This is a genomic window from Mesorhizobium hawassense (assembly GCF_003289945.1).
In the GTDB taxonomy this organism is placed as follows: domain Bacteria; phylum Pseudomonadota; class Alphaproteobacteria; order Rhizobiales; family Rhizobiaceae; genus Mesorhizobium; species Mesorhizobium hawassense.
The window spans coordinates 187,141-202,154 of record NZ_QMBP01000006.1 but is presented as its reverse complement, the minus strand read 5'-3'; the positions used below and the strand labels follow the sequence as shown (position 1 = coordinate 202,154).

At 59.9% G+C, this 15,014-nt stretch carries 22 protein-coding genes and 1 pseudogene; 7 read left to right on the top strand and 16 right to left on the bottom strand.

Annotated features, from left to right (window positions below):
- Positions 1–153 precede the first annotated feature (153 nt).
- Positions 154–390, top strand: a pseudogene (locus DPM33_RS15235) (magnesium chelatase domain-containing protein); the annotation flags it as partial.
- A gap of 88 nt (positions 391–478) precedes the next feature.
- On the opposite strand, the gene DPM33_RS15230 reads toward DPM33_RS15235, so the two are convergent.
- The 4 genes from DPM33_RS15230 to DPM33_RS15215 form a co-directional block, all read right to left on the bottom strand.
- Positions 479–1,147: an RES family NAD+ phosphorylase gene (locus tag DPM33_RS15230; protein ID WP_245442157.1), complete on the bottom strand. Its 669-nt coding sequence runs from the start codon at positions 1,145–1,147 to the stop codon at positions 479–481.
- 8 nt (positions 1,148–1,155) lie between these two features.
- Entirely contained in the window at positions 1,156–1,593 is a 438-nt protein-coding gene (locus DPM33_RS37605) for an antitoxin Xre-like helix-turn-helix domain-containing protein (protein WP_167449078.1), read from the bottom strand.
- A gap of 216 nt (positions 1,594–1,809) precedes the next feature.
- Positions 1,810–2,187, bottom strand: coding sequence for a hypothetical protein (locus DPM33_RS15220; protein WP_112098255.1), 378 nt, complete (start codon positions 2,185–2,187; stop codon positions 1,810–1,812).
- Positions 2,184–2,777, bottom strand: a complete 594-nt coding sequence (locus DPM33_RS15215) for a hypothetical protein (protein ID WP_112098254.1) — start codon at positions 2,775–2,777, stop codon at positions 2,184–2,186. Before DPM33_RS15215 ends, DPM33_RS15220 begins: the two co-directional genes overlap by 4 nt.
- 90 nt (positions 2,778–2,867) lie before the next feature.
- Here DPM33_RS15215 and DPM33_RS15210 point away from each other — a divergent pair, with 90 nt between their 5' ends.
- On the top strand, positions 2,868–3,092 hold the full coding sequence (locus DPM33_RS15210) for a helix-turn-helix domain-containing protein (protein WP_425373511.1): 225 nt from the start codon (positions 2,868–2,870) through the stop codon (positions 3,090–3,092).
- Positions 3,093–3,128: 36 nt separating this feature from the next.
- On the opposite strand, the gene DPM33_RS15205 is transcribed toward DPM33_RS15210, so the two are convergent.
- From DPM33_RS15205 to DPM33_RS15185, 4 genes are all read right to left on the bottom strand, one after another.
- Complete coding sequence (locus tag DPM33_RS15205) at positions 3,129–3,326, bottom strand: hypothetical protein (RefSeq protein ID WP_112098252.1); 198 nt, start codon at positions 3,324–3,326, stop codon at positions 3,129–3,131.
- Positions 3,327–3,622: 296 nt separating this feature from the next.
- Complete coding sequence (locus DPM33_RS15195; protein WP_112098250.1) at positions 3,623–3,844, bottom strand: DUF768 domain-containing protein; 222 nt, start codon at positions 3,842–3,844, stop codon at positions 3,623–3,625.
- A gap of 80 nt (positions 3,845–3,924) precedes the next feature.
- Positions 3,925–4,110 (bottom strand): hypothetical protein, encoded by a 186-nt coding sequence (locus DPM33_RS15190; protein ID WP_112098249.1) that lies wholly within the window; start codon positions 4,108–4,110, stop codon positions 3,925–3,927.
- Positions 4,111–4,249: 139 nt separating this feature from the next.
- Positions 4,250–4,621 carry a hypothetical protein gene (locus DPM33_RS15185; RefSeq protein ID WP_112098248.1) on the bottom strand — a complete coding sequence of 124 codons (372 nt, stop codon included), beginning with the start codon at positions 4,619–4,621 and terminating at the stop codon, positions 4,250–4,252.
- 750 nt (positions 4,622–5,371) lie between these two features.
- Here DPM33_RS15185 and DPM33_RS15180 point away from each other — a divergent pair.
- The 3 genes from DPM33_RS15180 to DPM33_RS15170 all read left to right on the top strand — a co-directional run bounded on the left by DPM33_RS15180 (position 5,372) and on the right by DPM33_RS15170 (position 8,052).
- The gene (locus tag DPM33_RS15180) at positions 5,372–5,920 is read left to right on the top strand and encodes a J domain-containing protein (RefSeq protein WP_112098247.1); all 549 of its coding nucleotides are present in this window, start codon (positions 5,372–5,374) and stop codon (positions 5,918–5,920) included.
- A gap of 46 nt (positions 5,921–5,966) precedes the next feature.
- Complete coding sequence (locus tag DPM33_RS15175; RefSeq protein ID WP_146770261.1) at positions 5,967–6,281, top strand: hypothetical protein; 315 nt, start codon at positions 5,967–5,969, stop codon at positions 6,279–6,281.
- A 289-nt stretch (positions 6,282–6,570) separates the two neighbouring features.
- A complete protein-coding gene (locus DPM33_RS15170; RefSeq protein WP_245442156.1) occupies positions 6,571–8,052 on the top strand; it encodes a pilus assembly protein TadG-related protein in 1,482 nt (493 codons plus the stop codon).
- Between the two features lie 177 nt (positions 8,053–8,229).
- On the opposite strand, the gene DPM33_RS15165 is transcribed toward DPM33_RS15170, so the two are convergent.
- Together DPM33_RS15165 and DPM33_RS15160 are read right to left on the bottom strand one after the other, a co-directional pair.
- Positions 8,230–8,436, bottom strand: coding sequence for a DUF6894 family protein (locus DPM33_RS15165; RefSeq protein ID WP_146770260.1), 207 nt, complete (start codon positions 8,434–8,436; stop codon positions 8,230–8,232).
- A gap of 184 nt (positions 8,437–8,620) precedes the next feature.
- Entirely contained in the window at positions 8,621–8,827 is a 207-nt protein-coding gene (locus DPM33_RS15160; RefSeq protein ID WP_167449077.1) for a hypothetical protein, read from the bottom strand.
- Between the two features lie 56 nt (positions 8,828–8,883).
- On the opposite strand from DPM33_RS15160, the gene DPM33_RS15155 reads away from it, so the two are divergent.
- Positions 8,884–9,180 (top strand): hypothetical protein, encoded by a 297-nt coding sequence (locus tag DPM33_RS15155; protein WP_112098242.1) that lies wholly within the window; start codon positions 8,884–8,886, stop codon positions 9,178–9,180.
- 116 nt (positions 9,181–9,296) lie between these two features.
- Positions 9,297–9,719, top strand: coding sequence for an SgcJ/EcaC family oxidoreductase (locus DPM33_RS15150; RefSeq protein WP_112098241.1), 423 nt, complete (start codon positions 9,297–9,299; stop codon positions 9,717–9,719).
- A gap of 661 nt (positions 9,720–10,380) precedes the next feature.
- Here DPM33_RS15150 and DPM33_RS36245 read toward each other — a convergent pair.
- The 6 genes from DPM33_RS36245 to DPM33_RS15115 are packed head-to-tail and all read right to left on the bottom strand — an operon-like array spanning position 10,381 to position 14,995.
- Positions 10,381–10,587, bottom strand: a complete 207-nt coding sequence (locus tag DPM33_RS36245) for a hypothetical protein (RefSeq protein WP_112098239.1) — start codon at positions 10,585–10,587, stop codon at positions 10,381–10,383.
- Complete coding sequence (locus tag DPM33_RS15135) at positions 10,587–11,618, bottom strand: hypothetical protein (protein ID WP_112098238.1); 1,032 nt, start codon at positions 11,616–11,618, stop codon at positions 10,587–10,589. Before DPM33_RS15135 ends, DPM33_RS36245 begins: the two co-directional genes overlap by 1 nt.
- Before the next feature lie 4 nt (positions 11,619–11,622).
- Positions 11,623–12,441: a DUF2793 domain-containing protein gene (locus DPM33_RS15130; protein WP_112098237.1), complete on the bottom strand. Its 819-nt coding sequence runs from the start codon at positions 12,439–12,441 to the stop codon at positions 11,623–11,625.
- Complete coding sequence (locus tag DPM33_RS15125; protein WP_112098236.1) at positions 12,438–12,617, bottom strand: hypothetical protein; 180 nt, start codon at positions 12,615–12,617, stop codon at positions 12,438–12,440. Before DPM33_RS15125 ends, DPM33_RS15130 begins: the two co-directional genes overlap by 4 nt.
- Positions 12,614–13,324 (bottom strand): hypothetical protein, encoded by a 711-nt coding sequence (locus DPM33_RS15120; protein WP_112098235.1) that lies wholly within the window; start codon positions 13,322–13,324, stop codon positions 12,614–12,616. Before DPM33_RS15120 ends, DPM33_RS15125 begins: the two co-directional genes overlap by 4 nt.
- A complete protein-coding gene (locus DPM33_RS15115; protein ID WP_146770258.1) occupies positions 13,325–14,995 on the bottom strand; it encodes a hypothetical protein in 1,671 nt (556 codons plus the stop codon).
- Positions 14,996–15,014: the final 19 nt, after the last annotated feature.

Genomic DNA, 15,014 nt, shown 5'->3' with positions numbered 1-15,014 from the left:
CCAGAAGAAGCTTTAGCCGAGATCCATCGTCTTCGCCGATAGATGTTCCTGTAATGTTCTTGCGCGTCTCGAAAATCTATGGTTGTCTGGATTGTATGCGCTCGCGGCCCGATGGTGGATGACGAGCGCGCTGACGCCGGGGGTTCTGGACAAATGGTGGCGCGGGTTCGCACGGTGGCTTTCCAAGGCATCGAGGCCTTGCCGGTCGATGTCCAGGTGATGGTCGGGCCGGGCAAGGTCGGCATGCAGATCGTCGGCCTGCCGGACAAGGCGGTGGCCGAAAGCCGCGAGCGCGTGCAGGCGGCGCTGCACGCGTCGGGCCTGTCGATGCCGTCGAAGAAGGTGACGGTGAACCTCGCGCCGGCCGACCTCCCCAAGGAAGGCAGCCATTCGGCGCAGATTGCATCGTGAAATCAGCGCGGTATGCCGCTGCACCTCACGCCACTCACCTGATGCTCACCAGTCTCGGTGACCCAGATCACCCGGTCTTCGTAATCTCGGGCGTTGGGGAGCCGGCCCAAGTCAATTGCCAGGTTGCGCCTTTCTGAAAGTCTTGGACGAGGGCGGGCCAAAACGCCACGACGTTCGTTCCGTTTTCGCACCTGCAAGACGGATAAATAATCCCGTTCATGCCCTTGGCGCGAAGGTCGTTAGCGAGGGACTGCCCCTTCGGATAGGCCAATTCGGTGTTCGGATGTAGGCATTCCGGCCGAGGATCAACCTCTCGGAGATCAAAGAACTCGGCATTGAAAGTAGCAAGAAGCTCCACATAGTGAGTGGTGTTGTCGTAGTCTGCGCCGGCGTTTTCGAGCGCGCGGGTGAGGTGGAAAGCGACCTCATGAAGCGCTGTTTCAGCGGCAAAGGCTGAATACCAAGCTCCCCACTCCTTCGGGTTGAAGCGGTTGCCCTGCGGCCGCGTGTAGGCAAAAGCGGCGTTGATGTAGGTGTATCCGTACCCTTGCGCCAACCCAGCCGCACTCACCCCAGGAATCCCGACCTGCTGCGCAACCTGCCGCCCGCTTGTCACGCTCTCAAGATCCTCCAGAAGCGTTCTCGCTCCGAATGAAGCGGCGAGCGGTTCTAAGACAGGCGGCTTGTGGTGTGCAGATGAAATGAGCCGAACTGTACGCTGGCTTAGGGTGGTCAATTTTGGGCTCAAAGACCACCCCGAAGTGCGTCGACGTAACCTCTCGTCTCGAGCATAGCCGGGATCCCGCCCTTGATCATGAAATCGATTGGCGTGAGGCCATTGAACAATGGGTCCGCATTAGGGCGCCGGACCCACTCATCAGCAAGAGGATCCGAGAAGAGTAAGTGCAAACCCTTGTACACGCCGACAAGTGCGCTAACCCGGGTCAATGCATCTTGCGACAGGGTGCCCTTCCATTCCCTGGCCTTGATCCGGAACCATGTGCGGTCGGGTTCTCCGAGGAGGGAGCTCGCTTGGCGACTTGTGATCCGCCAAATATCAGAGAGACGGACAAAAGCCTCAAGCGCCGCCTCGGTAAGTCCGGCTCGGGTGGCCTCCAGGCTCAAGTCGGGAATGTGCCGGGGGCTCGCTGATGGAGCCGGCGTTGGTGTGGCAATGTGCACTGCGACCTCCCTGTCCCTAGTGCGACTCACTTAGAAATGCTGCCATTTGGCAGAAGTTGCAACCCTAAAGGTGACCATTTGGTTAAAATTGAGGCCCGGCCACCTGAGCAGCCGGGCCAATTGTCCTTGCGCAAGGACAAAACTTTCAGCCAGCGATCAGCCGCTGTGCAATGATGCCGGCGAGGATCGTCCCGATGAACATGACGTCGAGCACGCTCATGATTGCCCGCCCTCGATATGGCCGGGCTGATCATGTTCAGCGTCATCGGCCTCCCGCTCGTCATCGTCTTGCGGCTCGTCGTTGATGTCGCCGCCGTGTTCGTTTTCTTCCTCGCGATCGTCATGAGGGCTGCCGCGCCCGTCCTGCCATGGCACGGTGCTTACTGGCCCGCGCTCTCCCCAGCCAAGCCAGGGCTCGGCGTCGGCGCCGTCCTCGAGGTCGCAATCGGCTTCCATGAGGTCGAGCGCGGTGATCAGGGCCAACGACTGGTCAAGCAGGTCATTGACGCGCTTCTCGATCGCCTGCCGCCATGTGCGGGGATCTACGCCAGCCGGGATGCCGAAGGGCTTGAGGCTTCCCACGGGCGCGTTCATACCCGGTACCGCCGCTCAAGATAGGCCAACGCCGACTTCACGACGCGCTCGGCCGCAATGTCGATAAAGGCCCGCTGATCGATGGCGTAGCGGATTGCCTCTGCTACGCCCCGGAGGCTGGTTGCCGGCGGCGTCGCATAGCATAGCCTGTCAGAGGCAGGCCCATAGGTCGCCATCACGATGTCTTCCTCGACCTCGCTCGATACGAACTGCTCAACAGGGATGGCCGAGAACTCGGCAAGCTTGGCGTTGTATTCGGCGATGGTGTCGGCGAGCGGGTCGGTAGCCGAGCCTGCATCCTGTGAGAACCAGACTGGATCGGGGTGCATTGATGGCCCGATGTGAGCAACCCAATGGGGTGTGCCGCCGGCCGGCGTCATGAAGCCGTTCATCGCTTCCGACAGTTCGTTTGCGAGGCGAACGGCGCGTTCGTCGGACGTCTCGGCGGCTGTGGTCGCAAGAGCCCTTTCTGCGCCTGCTACGGCCGGTAGCGAGGCTATTGCGCCGACGAGCATGGCGCGGCGGGAAAAGCGTCCAGTGATGACCGCAGGCAAAGCTTCGCCGGCGGCCGGAACAGGGGTGTTCGGCATTGGTTGCTCCTGTAGCTATCTAAGTGTACAACGTACCAACAGATAGCGACGAAACGACTTTCCGTCAACTTGCATAGGTACAATGTACAAATGACGCCGGTTCAAATGCGGATGGCTAGGGCAGCTCTAGGCTGGGGAGTAAGGGATCTTGCCGAAAAGGCTGGAGTGACCGCGAACACGGTAACGCGCATCGAAAACGGATCAGACGCGAAGCAATCCACTGTCGCCGCGTTGCGCACAGCCCTCGAAGCGGCCGGCGTCGAGTTCATCCCCGAGAACGGCGGCGGCGCCGGTGTGAGGCTGAGGAAGGCGTGAGGCTGATACACGAAATCATCAACCACTCCCGAAAGCCTATGCAGACATCTTTTCGATCACGGCATCAAGCTGCGTGATATCCTCCAGCGCCGCTATTTCGAGGGGATCGGCGGTCTGCGCTGCGGTGCGTAGCTCTGGCACGCCATCAGGGCCTATCGGGGCGTGGCTCGCCACAAGGATGGCCCGGTATTGCTCGAGTAGGGCAAGCGCCTGATCGATGGTCTTCTGGTCCATGGGCTAACAAACTAGCACTTCGATAGCGCCGTCTAAAGCCAAAAACGTTCTAACGCCCCTTCGGCTTCGGCGCGTTCCGAGTGGGCAGTACCATAAAGTCTGCCGAACGCTCGCCACCCGCCCTGTCTGCATCGTCTCCCGTCACGGTGATGCCATGACGAAACAACTCCCGAGCGGCCTCAGATCGAGTCGACATTCTCTTCTCAAACCGCCAAGCATCCAGCGCCGCCAGTTCCTTGGCATTCAGCATGAACTGTAGACGGTAGGTTCGCTTGGGCGGCACGTCCACTATCTCATCAATCTGTAATACCGGCGTCCTGATGGACGATTGCGTCGAGGATGACCTCATAGACGCTGCCGGTGTCTTCCTCAATATCGGTGCTGCTGATGCCTATCGCCTTTGCGTCGGCGAACAGCTTTTGCGTCAACTCGGCAACCGAGATGATGTCGGCACCCACCGTCTCGGGAACGTTGGCGCCTATCCACTTGTACAAAAAGTCAGTACCGCGGGTGCTCATGTCCGACAAAGGTCGAAGGCAGGCATTAGGTTCCACAGAGCCCCGCCAGCGCGCGTTCTTCGCCGCTGTCCAACGCCACTCTAATTCTCCGCATGGCTGAAGACGACGCTGCCGCTGTCTTTGCGGACCTCAACGCAGATGACCCCGTCGTCACCCTTCCGCGTTTGGAACATGGCGATTGCGTGATCCTTGGCCGTTTTTTCGGCATCAAAGATCACCTTCTCGACGATGCCTTTTCGATCATACCAAATCACGGTGTAGGGCATTGCGCGCACGCCTTTCTCGCAGCCGGCAGGGCCTATTCATTCGGCCCCTTCGACAACGCCAGCATAGGGCGGTCGCGATCTTGGGCAAACCGGTCCTTGGAGAAGCCCGCTAGAGCGCATGTCCTGCCTTTCCGCAGTCCTACACCGCGCTGGCGTCCGGCGCGCTCTGGCGCTTCCCTGTGAGGGCAATGATGGCCAGCATTCGCTGCTCGGCGGCAATGCGGATTCCGTCAAGCGCTTCCTGCTGCTCGCGCTCTCGCTCGCGCTTGAACTTGTCGGGCAGCGGTTGCCAATCGGCCGGTTTGAGCCGCATGCACCATTTTTCGCCGCGGTAGCCCCAAAATGCGATCCCGACGAGCTCCGAACCGTCGAACCAGGCGCTTGAGTTCAGCTTGGGAAAGTGGAGACACCGGGCGGCCCACCAAACCTTGTCGATGTCGACCTCGCCGGTGCCGTCGCGCCAAGGTGTCCAGCCCTTGCCGGGCCGCTGGGTCAATTCATGGTCGAGCATGCCGCGGATGATGCATAAGCGGCGGCTTATTCGCAAGCTGTATCGTTTCGAAACGTCTTCGAGCTGGCACCCATCTTGCAGTGGATTCTGCTGCCGGTTAGCCCCGGTCCCGATCGCGTAACTCTGGTCGGGTTGTAGGCTCGTCGGGCTGGAGGTTTGTTGGGGGCCTCGCCCGGCGAGTTTATGGAAACCGGTGGAAGGTAACCAACCGTGATATACATGCAGCCTCGCTAATGTAACCTCCGCCCCAGCCGACTCTGCTCACCCCTGAGTCGGTTAGGCCCGGCGGTTCAACCAAACGCACCCCAACGCGGAACTGTCGGGCCGCTAAGGGCATGGCGTCCACTGCTTGCGCTGGTCGGGCGCCAGTCCGTGATTGGTGATTGGAGGTTGCGGTCATCGCGGTAGCGGCTCGGCATTCGCAGTCGCGGCTATCGGCAAGCCCGAGCCAGAATGCATGCTCCCCTACCAACGGAACAACGACGGCGCTCGGAAGGCCCAACAATTGTGGGCACTCAGTCTAAATTGAGAGGTTGCCGAGGCGCGTCTAGATTTCGACCAGCCACCGACTCGACCCTACCCCGGCCGATCGTGGTCAGGGCCGAGATAGGACACCACAACCCACGTCTCGGCCCGCAGCCAGCTTTGAATTAACTGTTCGGTGGAATTCACCGCCAGATTGGTTGCCAGCGTCGCGACGCTACGCGATTTTATGACTTGGGGCGATTGGTAGCTTGGGGAAGCACCACGATGACATTTATTGATTACTACGATCTGCTAGAAATCAGCCCGAGGGCGACACCAGAAACCATAGAGCGAATATTCCGCTACTTCGCAAAACGCTACCACCCGGACAATCGGGAGACTGGCGACGAACGGCGCTTTAGCGACCTCGTAGAGGCCCACAATACGCTCAGAGATCCTGCCGCCCGTGCGCAGTACGACATCCATTACGGAGAGTACTTGGGCCATCAACGTGAGACGGCGCAGGAAGCCAGCGACCCACGGGTCGTCGAAAAGGACACGATCGTCCAGGCCAGAGTGCTCGCACTGCTTTCTGCCAGGCGCCGGCAGGACGTCAACAATCCGGGCATCGGCGACGAAGAGCTCGAACGCCTGTCGGGCTGCCCTCGCGAGCACCTGGAATTTCACCTCTGGTATCTCAAGGCGAAGGGTTTCATCGGGAGGACCGAGAACGGGACGTTCGCCATCACCGTGCAAGGAATTGATCGGGCCTTTTCGGAACAGCCGGATGGTCGGCCGGTCGCTACACGTCTGCTGGAGAACGCGACCCGCTAACATTAACGGGCAAGGCGTAGCGGGCACAATGGGAGGTGGGGAAATCGTGACTAAGATCGACATAACGAGCCAGCAAGAATTTACCGGACCCGGCACCGCTGGAGTGCTTATGTTCCTGGCAGGTCCGGTTCTAAGCGCGATCGCATGGGGCGAGATGACGGGAGTTACCAATGGCTCCCTGACGGGTTATTGGCTCACAGTATGGCTTGGCGCGTTTGCCTGCCAGTGTGGAATCGTCTTCATGTTGGTTGGCCGCAAGTACGACCATCAAGTGACTGTCCATCCGGCTGATCAGGCCTTGTCTAAGCTCGGCGAGCGGCAGAGTGGAGTTGAACCACATGCCCTTCCAAGTCTCCTATGAGCCGTTGAACCCGGATCACGGGAGTTAAGCCGCGAACAGAAGATCGGCCCACGATGCTTGGGTCACAGTCCGCGGTTCCCGCGCAACAGGCGACCGAAGGTGGAGCGTTAACTCTAAAAAGTCCGACTGCTTTTGAGCCCTAATAGTTGCCCTGCAGGCCTAGGGTCCAGCTTGCGGGCTTCTACGGGACGGGAGCATCTTTTTCGTACTCCGGGGGGAACAAGAACTGCTGCGTTGGGGCGCGGAAATGTTTCGGGTTTTGCGTAATTTCTGGCACGATCAGCGAGGCGTGGCCCTCATCCTGCTCAGCATCATGTTGCCGGCCATTATCGGGTTTTCCGCGCTCACCATCGACATGAGCCGAGTGACCAATCTGCACAACGACATGCAGAAGGCTACCGATGCCTTGGCGCTTGCTGCAGCGGCCGAATTGAACGGCAGGTCGGATGCCTGGACCCGTGCCCAGAACGCGCTAGCAAATCTGGTTTCGAATGATACCACCTTCTCGGACGCCGGCATTGTCAGCCTCCCCGGCAGCGGAGCGACGACGGTCGATGCGACTTACACAGCTTGCCGATCGATGGGCCAGATTTCCTGGTGTTTCCTTTCCAGCATTCCTGCCAACGACTCCGACTTGATCACATCGGCCAACTACGCGGCCTCTGCTTCGGCCACACGGTTCATCATGGTTGAGGCTCATCCGGAGACATTCTCGGCAATCTTCCCTGTGTCCTTCCTTTCAGGAAATACGACTGACGACCGCATCCGTTTCGGTGCTGTTTCGGTGGCCGGCTTCACGTCCGGGGTCTGCAACTACACGCCTGTGTTCATGTGCAACCCGTATGAGATGGTGAACGGCACCAACAGCGCGGGCGGTGTAACCCTCGAACAGGCAGTCACGGATCCGGCGGCGCATCGACGCCTCATCGAACTACGGCTGGTGGGAAACAATGCCGCCTATGGCCCCGGCAATTTCGGCTTTCTGGCGCCGCCTGACAGCGTCGGCAATGGTGCCCAGGGGCTCGCCCAGACGATCGCAACGTCGAGGCCGCTAGGATGCTACTCGGCGGAAGGCGTCAGCACCAAGACCGGCCAGAACAACGGCCCTGTTCAGGACGCGTTCAATGTGCGCTTTGGCATTAACCCGAGCGGCAATGCATTCAACAGCGCCGAATATGGTCCGGCCGCGAACGTTCGAAAGGGCGGGTCCACTGGCGGCAATGGCAACAGCAACCAATGCCCGTCCTACAATCAGCTGACTTTCAACGCGACGGGCAACATGGGCCTGCCGCGGGACGGCACTACGCCGTATATGGGCGGACGCATGGGGGACGGAAACTGGAACCTGTCCGGCTATTGGAGCACAAACTTCCAGTCTGCGAGCTACCCGTCGTCATGGAACACGACGAAGCCGACGCGCTATCAAGTCTACAAATACGAGATCGCCAATAATCTCGTCGGCCATGCGTCCAACGGAGGCGAGAAAGGGACACCGCCAAATGCATGCCAGCCGCCCGTGACTTCTGTCGATCGCAGATTGCTCTATGGCGCGATCCTGAACTGCAGCGCGCTGGAGGCAGCCGGAGATGACCTCAACGGCAACAGTACCAATCTTCCTGTCGAGGCTTTTGCCAGCTTCTTCATGACCGAGCCTGTTTCAGGCGCGAACAATGGCGGATCCGTGTTTGTCGAACTCGTCGACATCGCGGGGCGCGGCGGGGCCGGAACGCTGGATAGCTTCCTGCGCGACGAGGCTCAGCTCTATCGCTGACCATGGCCCCAAGGAAAAGCCCGTCGCAGCTAATGAGCGTAAGCGACGGGCTTTGCTGAACTGGCTACACCCCGGAAGGATCGACCATCAGGCTACAACTCATGAGCGTGGCTCGGGTTGCGAACGGTTTTAGATATATTAGAACAAGCTTGACTAAATCGGACTGCACACGGAGCTTTATGCGTTCTTCGTGATCTGGAGAACCTGCCTGCCAGTGACGTCGCGGACGGTGCAGACGATATCGTGGCTCTTGGCCTCAGCCGCCGTCCTGTAGGCTAACGCGACGGCTCTTTGCCTGGCCAGCTTGAGGTCATGCAGACTGGTCCCCTGCGCATCCTGGTAAGTATCCCCGCCATAGGCGAGGTCGAAGAAAAATCGCGGCATGCCCCAGCCCCCATATAACCCGGCTCGCCGATCGAGGTGACACAGGATTTGCGAGCCGGGCCTAGCCGTCGACATTCCATCCGGAGGGAAGTGGTTTTCAACCGTCGGCGAGCACTCAAATGGTGTTCGATAACCTCCATTCCTGCAATGAGGACTGAGGTCCGATTGCGCTCCCTGCAATGGTCTATTTACTGGCCATTAGCCGTTCCAGATCAGCGACGTGCTTTTGCTGGATATGCTCCAAGGCCTGCAGCATCAATTGAGCGTCGTAGACAAAAGCGCCACCACTGTCTTCGAGCTTTTTGATGGTCACCTTCTGGCGAGCAATGCGCAACTCGCCTTCGCGGACCAGGCTCTCTGCTATTTCCAATTCGGTTTCATGCCGGGACATTTGGCATATATTAGCAGACTCTTGACTAAGCTCCATGTGGCTCCAGAGTCATTCTCATGGCGAAGGGCAGCATCAAAATCGGCGATACGGTTGCGATCACCGCAACGATCCGCAAGCGCGTCACTGAGGACAGGGTAGCCGTGCTGATCCCTTCCTACAGCCAACCGCACTCAATCGTGGACACCACACCGAACATCAGTAGCGGACAGAAGATCGAGCTTATCGGGGAAGTCACCAGAGTAGACGGTGACAGTGTGACGGTCGGCGGCAAGGACCTCGGGATTACGGTCAAGCTCTATGCCGTGCGTCTCGTCACAAGCCATGTGGCGCCGAAGCGGAAGACGTCACATTGAAAAAAGACCGTCCCCAATGACCGCACTCTCCGCGTGGTGACGCCATTCGCCGTGACAACACCCTATGATGCCGCTACCGTCCAATCCGTTATTAGCGAAGTGACGGAGATCATGTCATGGGGCTGGTGATCAGCAGACCCGCAGATGCCGGACGTGCCTTTGCCGATGCCTGGAATAGGCACGATATGGATGACTTCGCGTCGTTGTTCTGCGAGAACGCCAATTTCGTCAACGTCGTGGGCATGTGGTGGAAAAATCGCAGCGAGATCGAAGCGGCCCACCGCGCAACTCATGAAACCATGTTCCGTGACAGCCAATTAGAGGGTGTCGTCTCGTCAGTTGTCGAACTATCTCCGGGCGTTGCATCGGTGCACTATGTCTGGACTCTGACCGGCGCATCCGCTCCGGACGGCTCATCAGCCGGACCGCGGAAAGGTATCCTGCTTCTGATTGTAAAGGAGCAACAGTCCGGCTGGCTGATCAAGGTGGCTCAGAACACCGACATTGTTCCAGGCGCGATTGCTCCCTCCTCGAGGTGAGGAACTGACAGACTGGTGAACCTAGCGCCCGAGCGGCAGCTTAGACACTGATAACAGTTCAGCCTCATCCCTGATCCCTGCCAGATAATTTGCTAGCAGACGAGATGCCAGGGCTTCACGTCGCTCCGGGGATTGGTGTTCGTCCTTCAATTTGTCGAACACGCGACCGAGCAGCGCAACTTCCGAAGGGTTGAAGATCCCAGCTTCTCTGGCTCTTTGGTGTATCGGCATGAGGGTCCCTCCCTCGACGTTACCGAGCTAAATACTATTCGAAATCCTAGGCAAGAAAAGCCCGCCGACCGGAGCCGACGGCAGCAACAGCGAGCGGGACAGCAGCGGGCTCTGAGAGCCCCGCCAGCACGTTTGCGGGCTCGCTATGGCGCCTTGGCGCTGCGCCTGGCTGAAAGCCTCGCCACGGGCCTCGCAATAGGCGTAGGCTTTGCGATCGTCCACGCCGTCGCCGGCTTGTGAGTGAGCGCAAGCGCACGAAGGCGAGACGCTATCGTGCGCGGTGGCTTTTACGCGATTGGATCAAGCTGACAGTTTGGGTTTTGATGGCGATCGGGTTGCTGATCTCGCCATATCTCGAAAAGCGCATCCAGAACCGGGCTGCGCAAACTACACAGACGATCGGGAAAGCGCCGCCGTAGTCGTGCTGGCCCTACATCATCCCGCCGAAGCTTCGCGCATTGCTCTGGCTGGAGACGGTCCGCAGCACCTCGATAACGACTTGCGTGGCGCGGATCGACGTCTGGTTGCTATAGGATAGGAGCGTTTCCTGGACGACCTGAGTGCTGCGCGCGCTCGTAGGGCTCGAGTAGGAAAGCAGCGTTTCCTGGACGACTTGGGTTGATCGCTGCGTGGCCATTACGACACAACCTCATAGCCGATCTTGGTCGCGTTGACCGCGGCCGCATTTGCCCAGGCCGAGCCGGTGGCCGGATCATTGTCGAATTTGTCGGCGATCCATTTGTAGGTCGTGTCGAGCGAGACCGTGCCGCCGTCGCTGGTCGTCGAGCTCGATTTCAACTTGTTGCGGTAAGTGCGGGCGGTGACGTCATCCTTGCGCGCGCGGCTCTTGATCGCGACGGAGAAGATCGTGACCGGCGTCGAGGACAGCGAGCCATGGTTGAAGAGGTCGATGTGCCCCGCGGTGGCATCGGAGTTGTAATCCGTGTCATCGTTGACGGATGTCTCATCGACGCAGCTCGCGTTGGTGGAAGCGCTTGCCGTCCACTGAACACTGTCGTTCGATGTGACGAAGGCAGTCTCGACGCGGATGACGCCGAGCAGGTCGTTATAAGGTGAACTGCCCGTCGTGTCCGATACATAGAGGTCGTCCAGGTCCGTCATCTGCGAGGACACGCCACCATTGATCAGCGGGATGTTGATCGTGTCGGCCTGATTGTTGGCCGTGGCGCAGTTGTCGACGCCCGATCCCGACAGTTCCGTCGCGCCACCGAGCTTGATCGTGTAGGCGCCCGTCGAGTTGTGGAAGGTGATTTTCGCCTCGATGAAGTACCACGAATTTGCCGATAGCACGGTCGAGCCGGTGGCGAGCACCGTGGCGTTCGTTCCGCGCCAGAAAATCAGCTTGTTGGCCGTGTTGATCGAGAGGCCGCATTGCGTCGTGGCGGCGTCGACAAACCACAACAGGTCGGACGTCGTCGCCGTGCCCGTGCCGGTCTTGAAGCGAAAGCCGACGATGAGCGTCGAGAACGTCGACCCGTTGTTCCAGCGGACCGTTCTCGTGCTCGCCCCTGACTGAAGGCTCTTGCCGCCAAGTAGGCCGGTCCCCAATTGGAACCCTGCCGAGGTCGACGTCGCGAAGTTCGGCATAAGTTGTGGGTTGGGCGATGTTTCCCAATGATCGAAGCCATTGAAGTCCAGAAGCGCCATTCGATCAGATCCTTACTTTCAGGCCCAGCGTCACGCGCGTGAGCGTGGCGGCACTGTCGACGTTGAAGCGGAGGATGTCGCCGGCCGCCACGGCGGTCGTCCAGCCCGTAAGTGTGCTGTCCTGCGACTTGGTAGCCGAAGAGAGCGTCGGCTTGGCGGAAGCTACGATCGTGTCGGCGATGGTGGGCGGGAAATTGGCGTAGGTATCCTTCCAGATGTCGATGACGATGCTGCCGCTTTGATCGGCCAGCAGCGTCACGTCAAGGATGGTGCAGGCGAAAGGCATTGGTGGCAGATCGCCCTTGATGCCTGTCGTGATTGCGGCCCCGCCGCCGTCGATGAGAAAGAACAATTCTCGCGTTTGAAGCCCGGCGACGGAGACGCCACCATCTTTGATCAGCTTACCGGTGGTCGTGTTGAAGGCGGCGACGTTGCTATCAACGGCGCTGCCAGGACCGACGACGTCGCCGGTGCCGCCGCTGGTTACAATGCCCCAACTGCCTGCAGCGGAGTAATAATAATAGGCGTCCTCGTCAGCGGCATACGCTTGAGCGCCTGGAAGTGGAGGGATGAAGATCCACGCGCCGTTGAAGAAATTGGCGACGTACTTTGCCTTGCCCGTCCAGGCGCCCGTCGGCGACGCGCCAACAACATACTGGTCACCCTCCGCCGGCGAACCTGGCGGGCTGGTATCGCCGATTGAGACGCAACCGAACATCGCCGAGCCGGACTCGAGTTTCGCAAAAGCCTCGTTGACCGTGACTTCGCGGTTGTTCTGCGACTCCGCCATCTCCGTGATGGCCATCCGATTCGAGAGCGTCATGCGGCGTTCTCCCGTTCAGCCAGAGATGGGAACCACCACGGAGCCTCTCGCATCGAGGCGGCGATATCTGCGTCGGTGAAACCCATCGCGAGGCAGCGCTTCCGAAGGTCGAAAAGCTCGACGAGAATTTTCCCGTCGACCATTGGCAGGTCGGGTTTTTGGTTCGTCGACATCATGCTGCCTGCCGGACCGGAACGCGGCGCTCGTGGCGGCCAATATCAGGGATTGTGATCCTCTCGCCCACCTGGTCGGGCCAGCGATGCAGGCGGGTGATTGATGCGCCCTCCCTGCCAACGATTGTCATGTCGAGGACACCGCCGATCAGGTGTTGGCGATCAGTGTTCGGGTCCTCTGGATCGATCGGCACCGGGATGCGCCGGAAGAATTCGAAAATGGGCAAACCATATCGAGCAAACCATACCTCCAGCGGTTCGCCGTTTGGTGGCGGAACGCCAAAGTCATCCAGGCTGACGGCACGGCCATCGCTTCCAAAACCCCAATGCATGGGGCCAGGATCGACCAGAGCCAGCGGCTCGCGGTCCGTCCGTTTTTTGCCGAAGACCCGATGCATCGGCCCTGCCGCCTCCGAGACGCCGGCGACCAAGATTTCCAGGTCGCGATCGGTAGGGAGATGGGGCAGCAACTCCGACTCGAGGTCGGCGAGCATCCGGTCGAAGCCGACATCCTCGGCGGCCTCTATGATCATCGCGGAGACGAATTCGCCGAGGACGAAGTTACCGCGGGCTGCAACGGCCAACGGCACGCGATTTGAGGCCGCGACCTTTCGCTTGATCGCCAGTAGCTTGCCGTCGCGGTCATAGATCGAGCCGTCCGTCAGCACGATGCAAGAATCCGGCGAAAGAGCAGAGAGAATGCCCGACATTTACGCAGCCTCCATCATTTCAGTTGTGATCAGCGAAGCATCGCAAGGGAGACCCGCGAGCCGGCACTCCTTCTCGATGACATCGGAGAGGTTGACCGGCTGGCGGCCGGCACGTGGCAGGAACCAGAACGAACCCGAGATCACGCTATTGATCCCGAACGCCATGTCGATGCCGGGGTTCAGGGCGAGGTTCGAATAAAGCCCGCTGTTCACATAGCCGACGTCCTGCGGCTTGAAGGAATCGAGCAACTGAAGATCGGAGAGCCGATAGAACCACCACGTTGCGCCACCGCCGGTGCTCGTCGCGCCACTCTCAACCATGATCTGGTCGGTCGTGTTCTTCATGCGTCGCGAAAGCGAGCTATCGCGGTTGACCGTGAGCGCGTGGCCGGTGCTGGACCGCAGCAGGGTGGAAAGATCGGGCGTGTAGACGAAGACGTCGCCGTTCGCGGTGACGATGACGACACAGTCGGAGTCGTCATCATAGAAACAGGCCGAGATCAGCGCGGTGAGGCCGGGCGGGGTCACCGAATTTTCGACCAGCGTGACCGCGCCCATGTCGACGAGGACAACGGCCGTCCGGCTGCCGCGTACCATGTAGCCGAATTCCGGACCGACCGTGATGCCGCAGGTGAGATCGTATGTGAAGGACGATTCCCCGGCCCATGCCACAGAGTACGAGTTTCCGGCCGTGCCAGCGTTCAGCATGGTGAAAACGAACGTCAGGCCCATCTGGGCGCATTCCAGGATGTAGGTGATGCCGTTGACGGTGATGTCGTCGGCCGGGCTGCCGAAATAGGCCGATGACGAGTAATCAACCGGGCGCGCGATCTCCTGCAGAAAGGCACCGGTGGCGGCATCGAATATCTGGAACTTCGAGAGGTCAGACTTGACGATGTTGTTGCGCTCGTCGAGCAGCACCGAGCGGAAGGTATCGACGTCCGTCCAGTTGAAAGTGCGGTGTGTTCCGCCGGGGATATCCCAGATGCTATTGCGGGCTACGGCATAATTGCCGCGCGTATCGATCGGGCATTGTCCACCGATCTGCACCGCAGGAGAAAGCGCATTGCTGATGTAGCTCGCGATCGAGGATTGCGTGATCTCAGCCTCGATGTTCGGAATGCGGATACCGAACTCATCAAGCGGAAGGTTCTTGATGACGATGTAGACGATGCCGGGCCAAGCCGGGACTTGGCCGGCACCCTTGTCGGCCTCGATGTCGGGATCGGGCTTTTGCGTATCGGTTCCGAGATAGACCCGGATCGTCGCGCCCTTGGCGATGCCGATGCCCTTGGTGCCGTGATCGATGGCATCCTGAAGAGCTTCGGCCGAGACGTCATAGATCAGCTTGTCGTCGGCCCAGATGCGCGTGACGCCGCTGGCTGGTCCGTTCCAGGCCAAGGCGATGGCGAAGGTCGCGGTGTAGCTGTAAGTCGTCACCTCCGGGCCGAGCGCCTTGCCCTGCCTCTCGGTCTTCACATGCTCATCGACGTGGTTGCCCTTGAGCCAGATCGCGGCACCTGCGGTGCGGATCGAACCATGCCAGCGGGTGAGCTGCTCGCCATAGCGAGACGTCTGTGCCTTGAGGCTATCGGCGCGCGGACCCTTGATCTTCTGCGGGAAGAAATACGCAATCGCCAGGTTGATGCCCACTCCCACGGCAGTGGTCACGATGGAGCCTAGAAGGCCT

Bases quoted from the DNA above. Each gene is read 5' to 3' on its own strand.
- DPM33_RS15220 (WP_112098255.1), bottom strand. From the start codon at position 2,187: ATGAACGCGCCCGTGGGAAGCCTCAAGCCCTTCGGCATCCCGGCTGGC.
- DPM33_RS15215 (WP_112098254.1), bottom strand. From the start codon at position 2,777: ATGCCGAACACCCCTGTTCCGGCCGCCGGCGAAGCTTTGCCTGCGGTC.
- DPM33_RS15210 (WP_425373511.1), top strand. From the start codon at position 2,868: ATGACGCCGGTTCAAATGCGGATGGCTAGGGCAGCTCTAGGCTGGGGA.
- DPM33_RS15205 (WP_112098252.1), bottom strand. From the start codon at position 3,326: ATGGACCAGAAGACCATCGATCAGGCGCTTGCCCTACTCGAGCAATAC.
- DPM33_RS15195 (WP_112098250.1), bottom strand. From the start codon at position 3,844: ATGAGCACCCGCGGTACTGACTTTTTGTACAAGTGGATAGGCGCCAAC.
- DPM33_RS15190 (WP_112098249.1), bottom strand. From the start codon at position 4,110: ATGCCCTACACCGTGATTTGGTATGATCGAAAAGGCATCGTCGAGAAG.
- DPM33_RS15185 (WP_112098248.1), bottom strand. From the start codon at position 4,621: ATGCTCGACCATGAATTGACCCAGCGGCCCGGCAAGGGCTGGACACCT.
- DPM33_RS15180 (WP_112098247.1), top strand. From the start codon at position 5,372: ATGACATTTATTGATTACTACGATCTGCTAGAAATCAGCCCGAGGGCG.
- DPM33_RS15165 (WP_146770260.1), bottom strand. From the start codon at position 8,436: ATGCCGCGATTTTTCTTCGACCTCGCCTATGGCGGGGATACTTACCAG.
- DPM33_RS15160 (WP_167449077.1), bottom strand. From the start codon at position 8,827: ATGTCCCGGCATGAAACCGAATTGGAAATAGCAGAGAGCCTGGTCCGC.
- DPM33_RS15155 (WP_112098242.1), top strand. From the start codon at position 8,884: ATGGCGAAGGGCAGCATCAAAATCGGCGATACGGTTGCGATCACCGCA.
- DPM33_RS15150 (WP_112098241.1), top strand. From the start codon at position 9,297: ATGGGGCTGGTGATCAGCAGACCCGCAGATGCCGGACGTGCCTTTGCC.
- DPM33_RS36245 (WP_112098239.1), bottom strand. From the start codon at position 10,587: ATGGCCACGCAGCGATCAACCCAAGTCGTCCAGGAAACGCTGCTTTCC.
- DPM33_RS15135 (WP_112098238.1), bottom strand. From the start codon at position 11,618: ATGGCGCTTCTGGACTTCAATGGCTTCGATCATTGGGAAACATCGCCC.
- DPM33_RS15130 (WP_112098237.1), bottom strand. From the start codon at position 12,441: ATGACGCTCTCGAATCGGATGGCCATCACGGAGATGGCGGAGTCGCAG.
- DPM33_RS15125 (WP_112098236.1), bottom strand. From the start codon at position 12,617: ATGATGTCGACGAACCAAAAACCCGACCTGCCAATGGTCGACGGGAAA.
- DPM33_RS15120 (WP_112098235.1), bottom strand. From the start codon at position 13,324: ATGTCGGGCATTCTCTCTGCTCTTTCGCCGGATTCTTGCATCGTGCTG.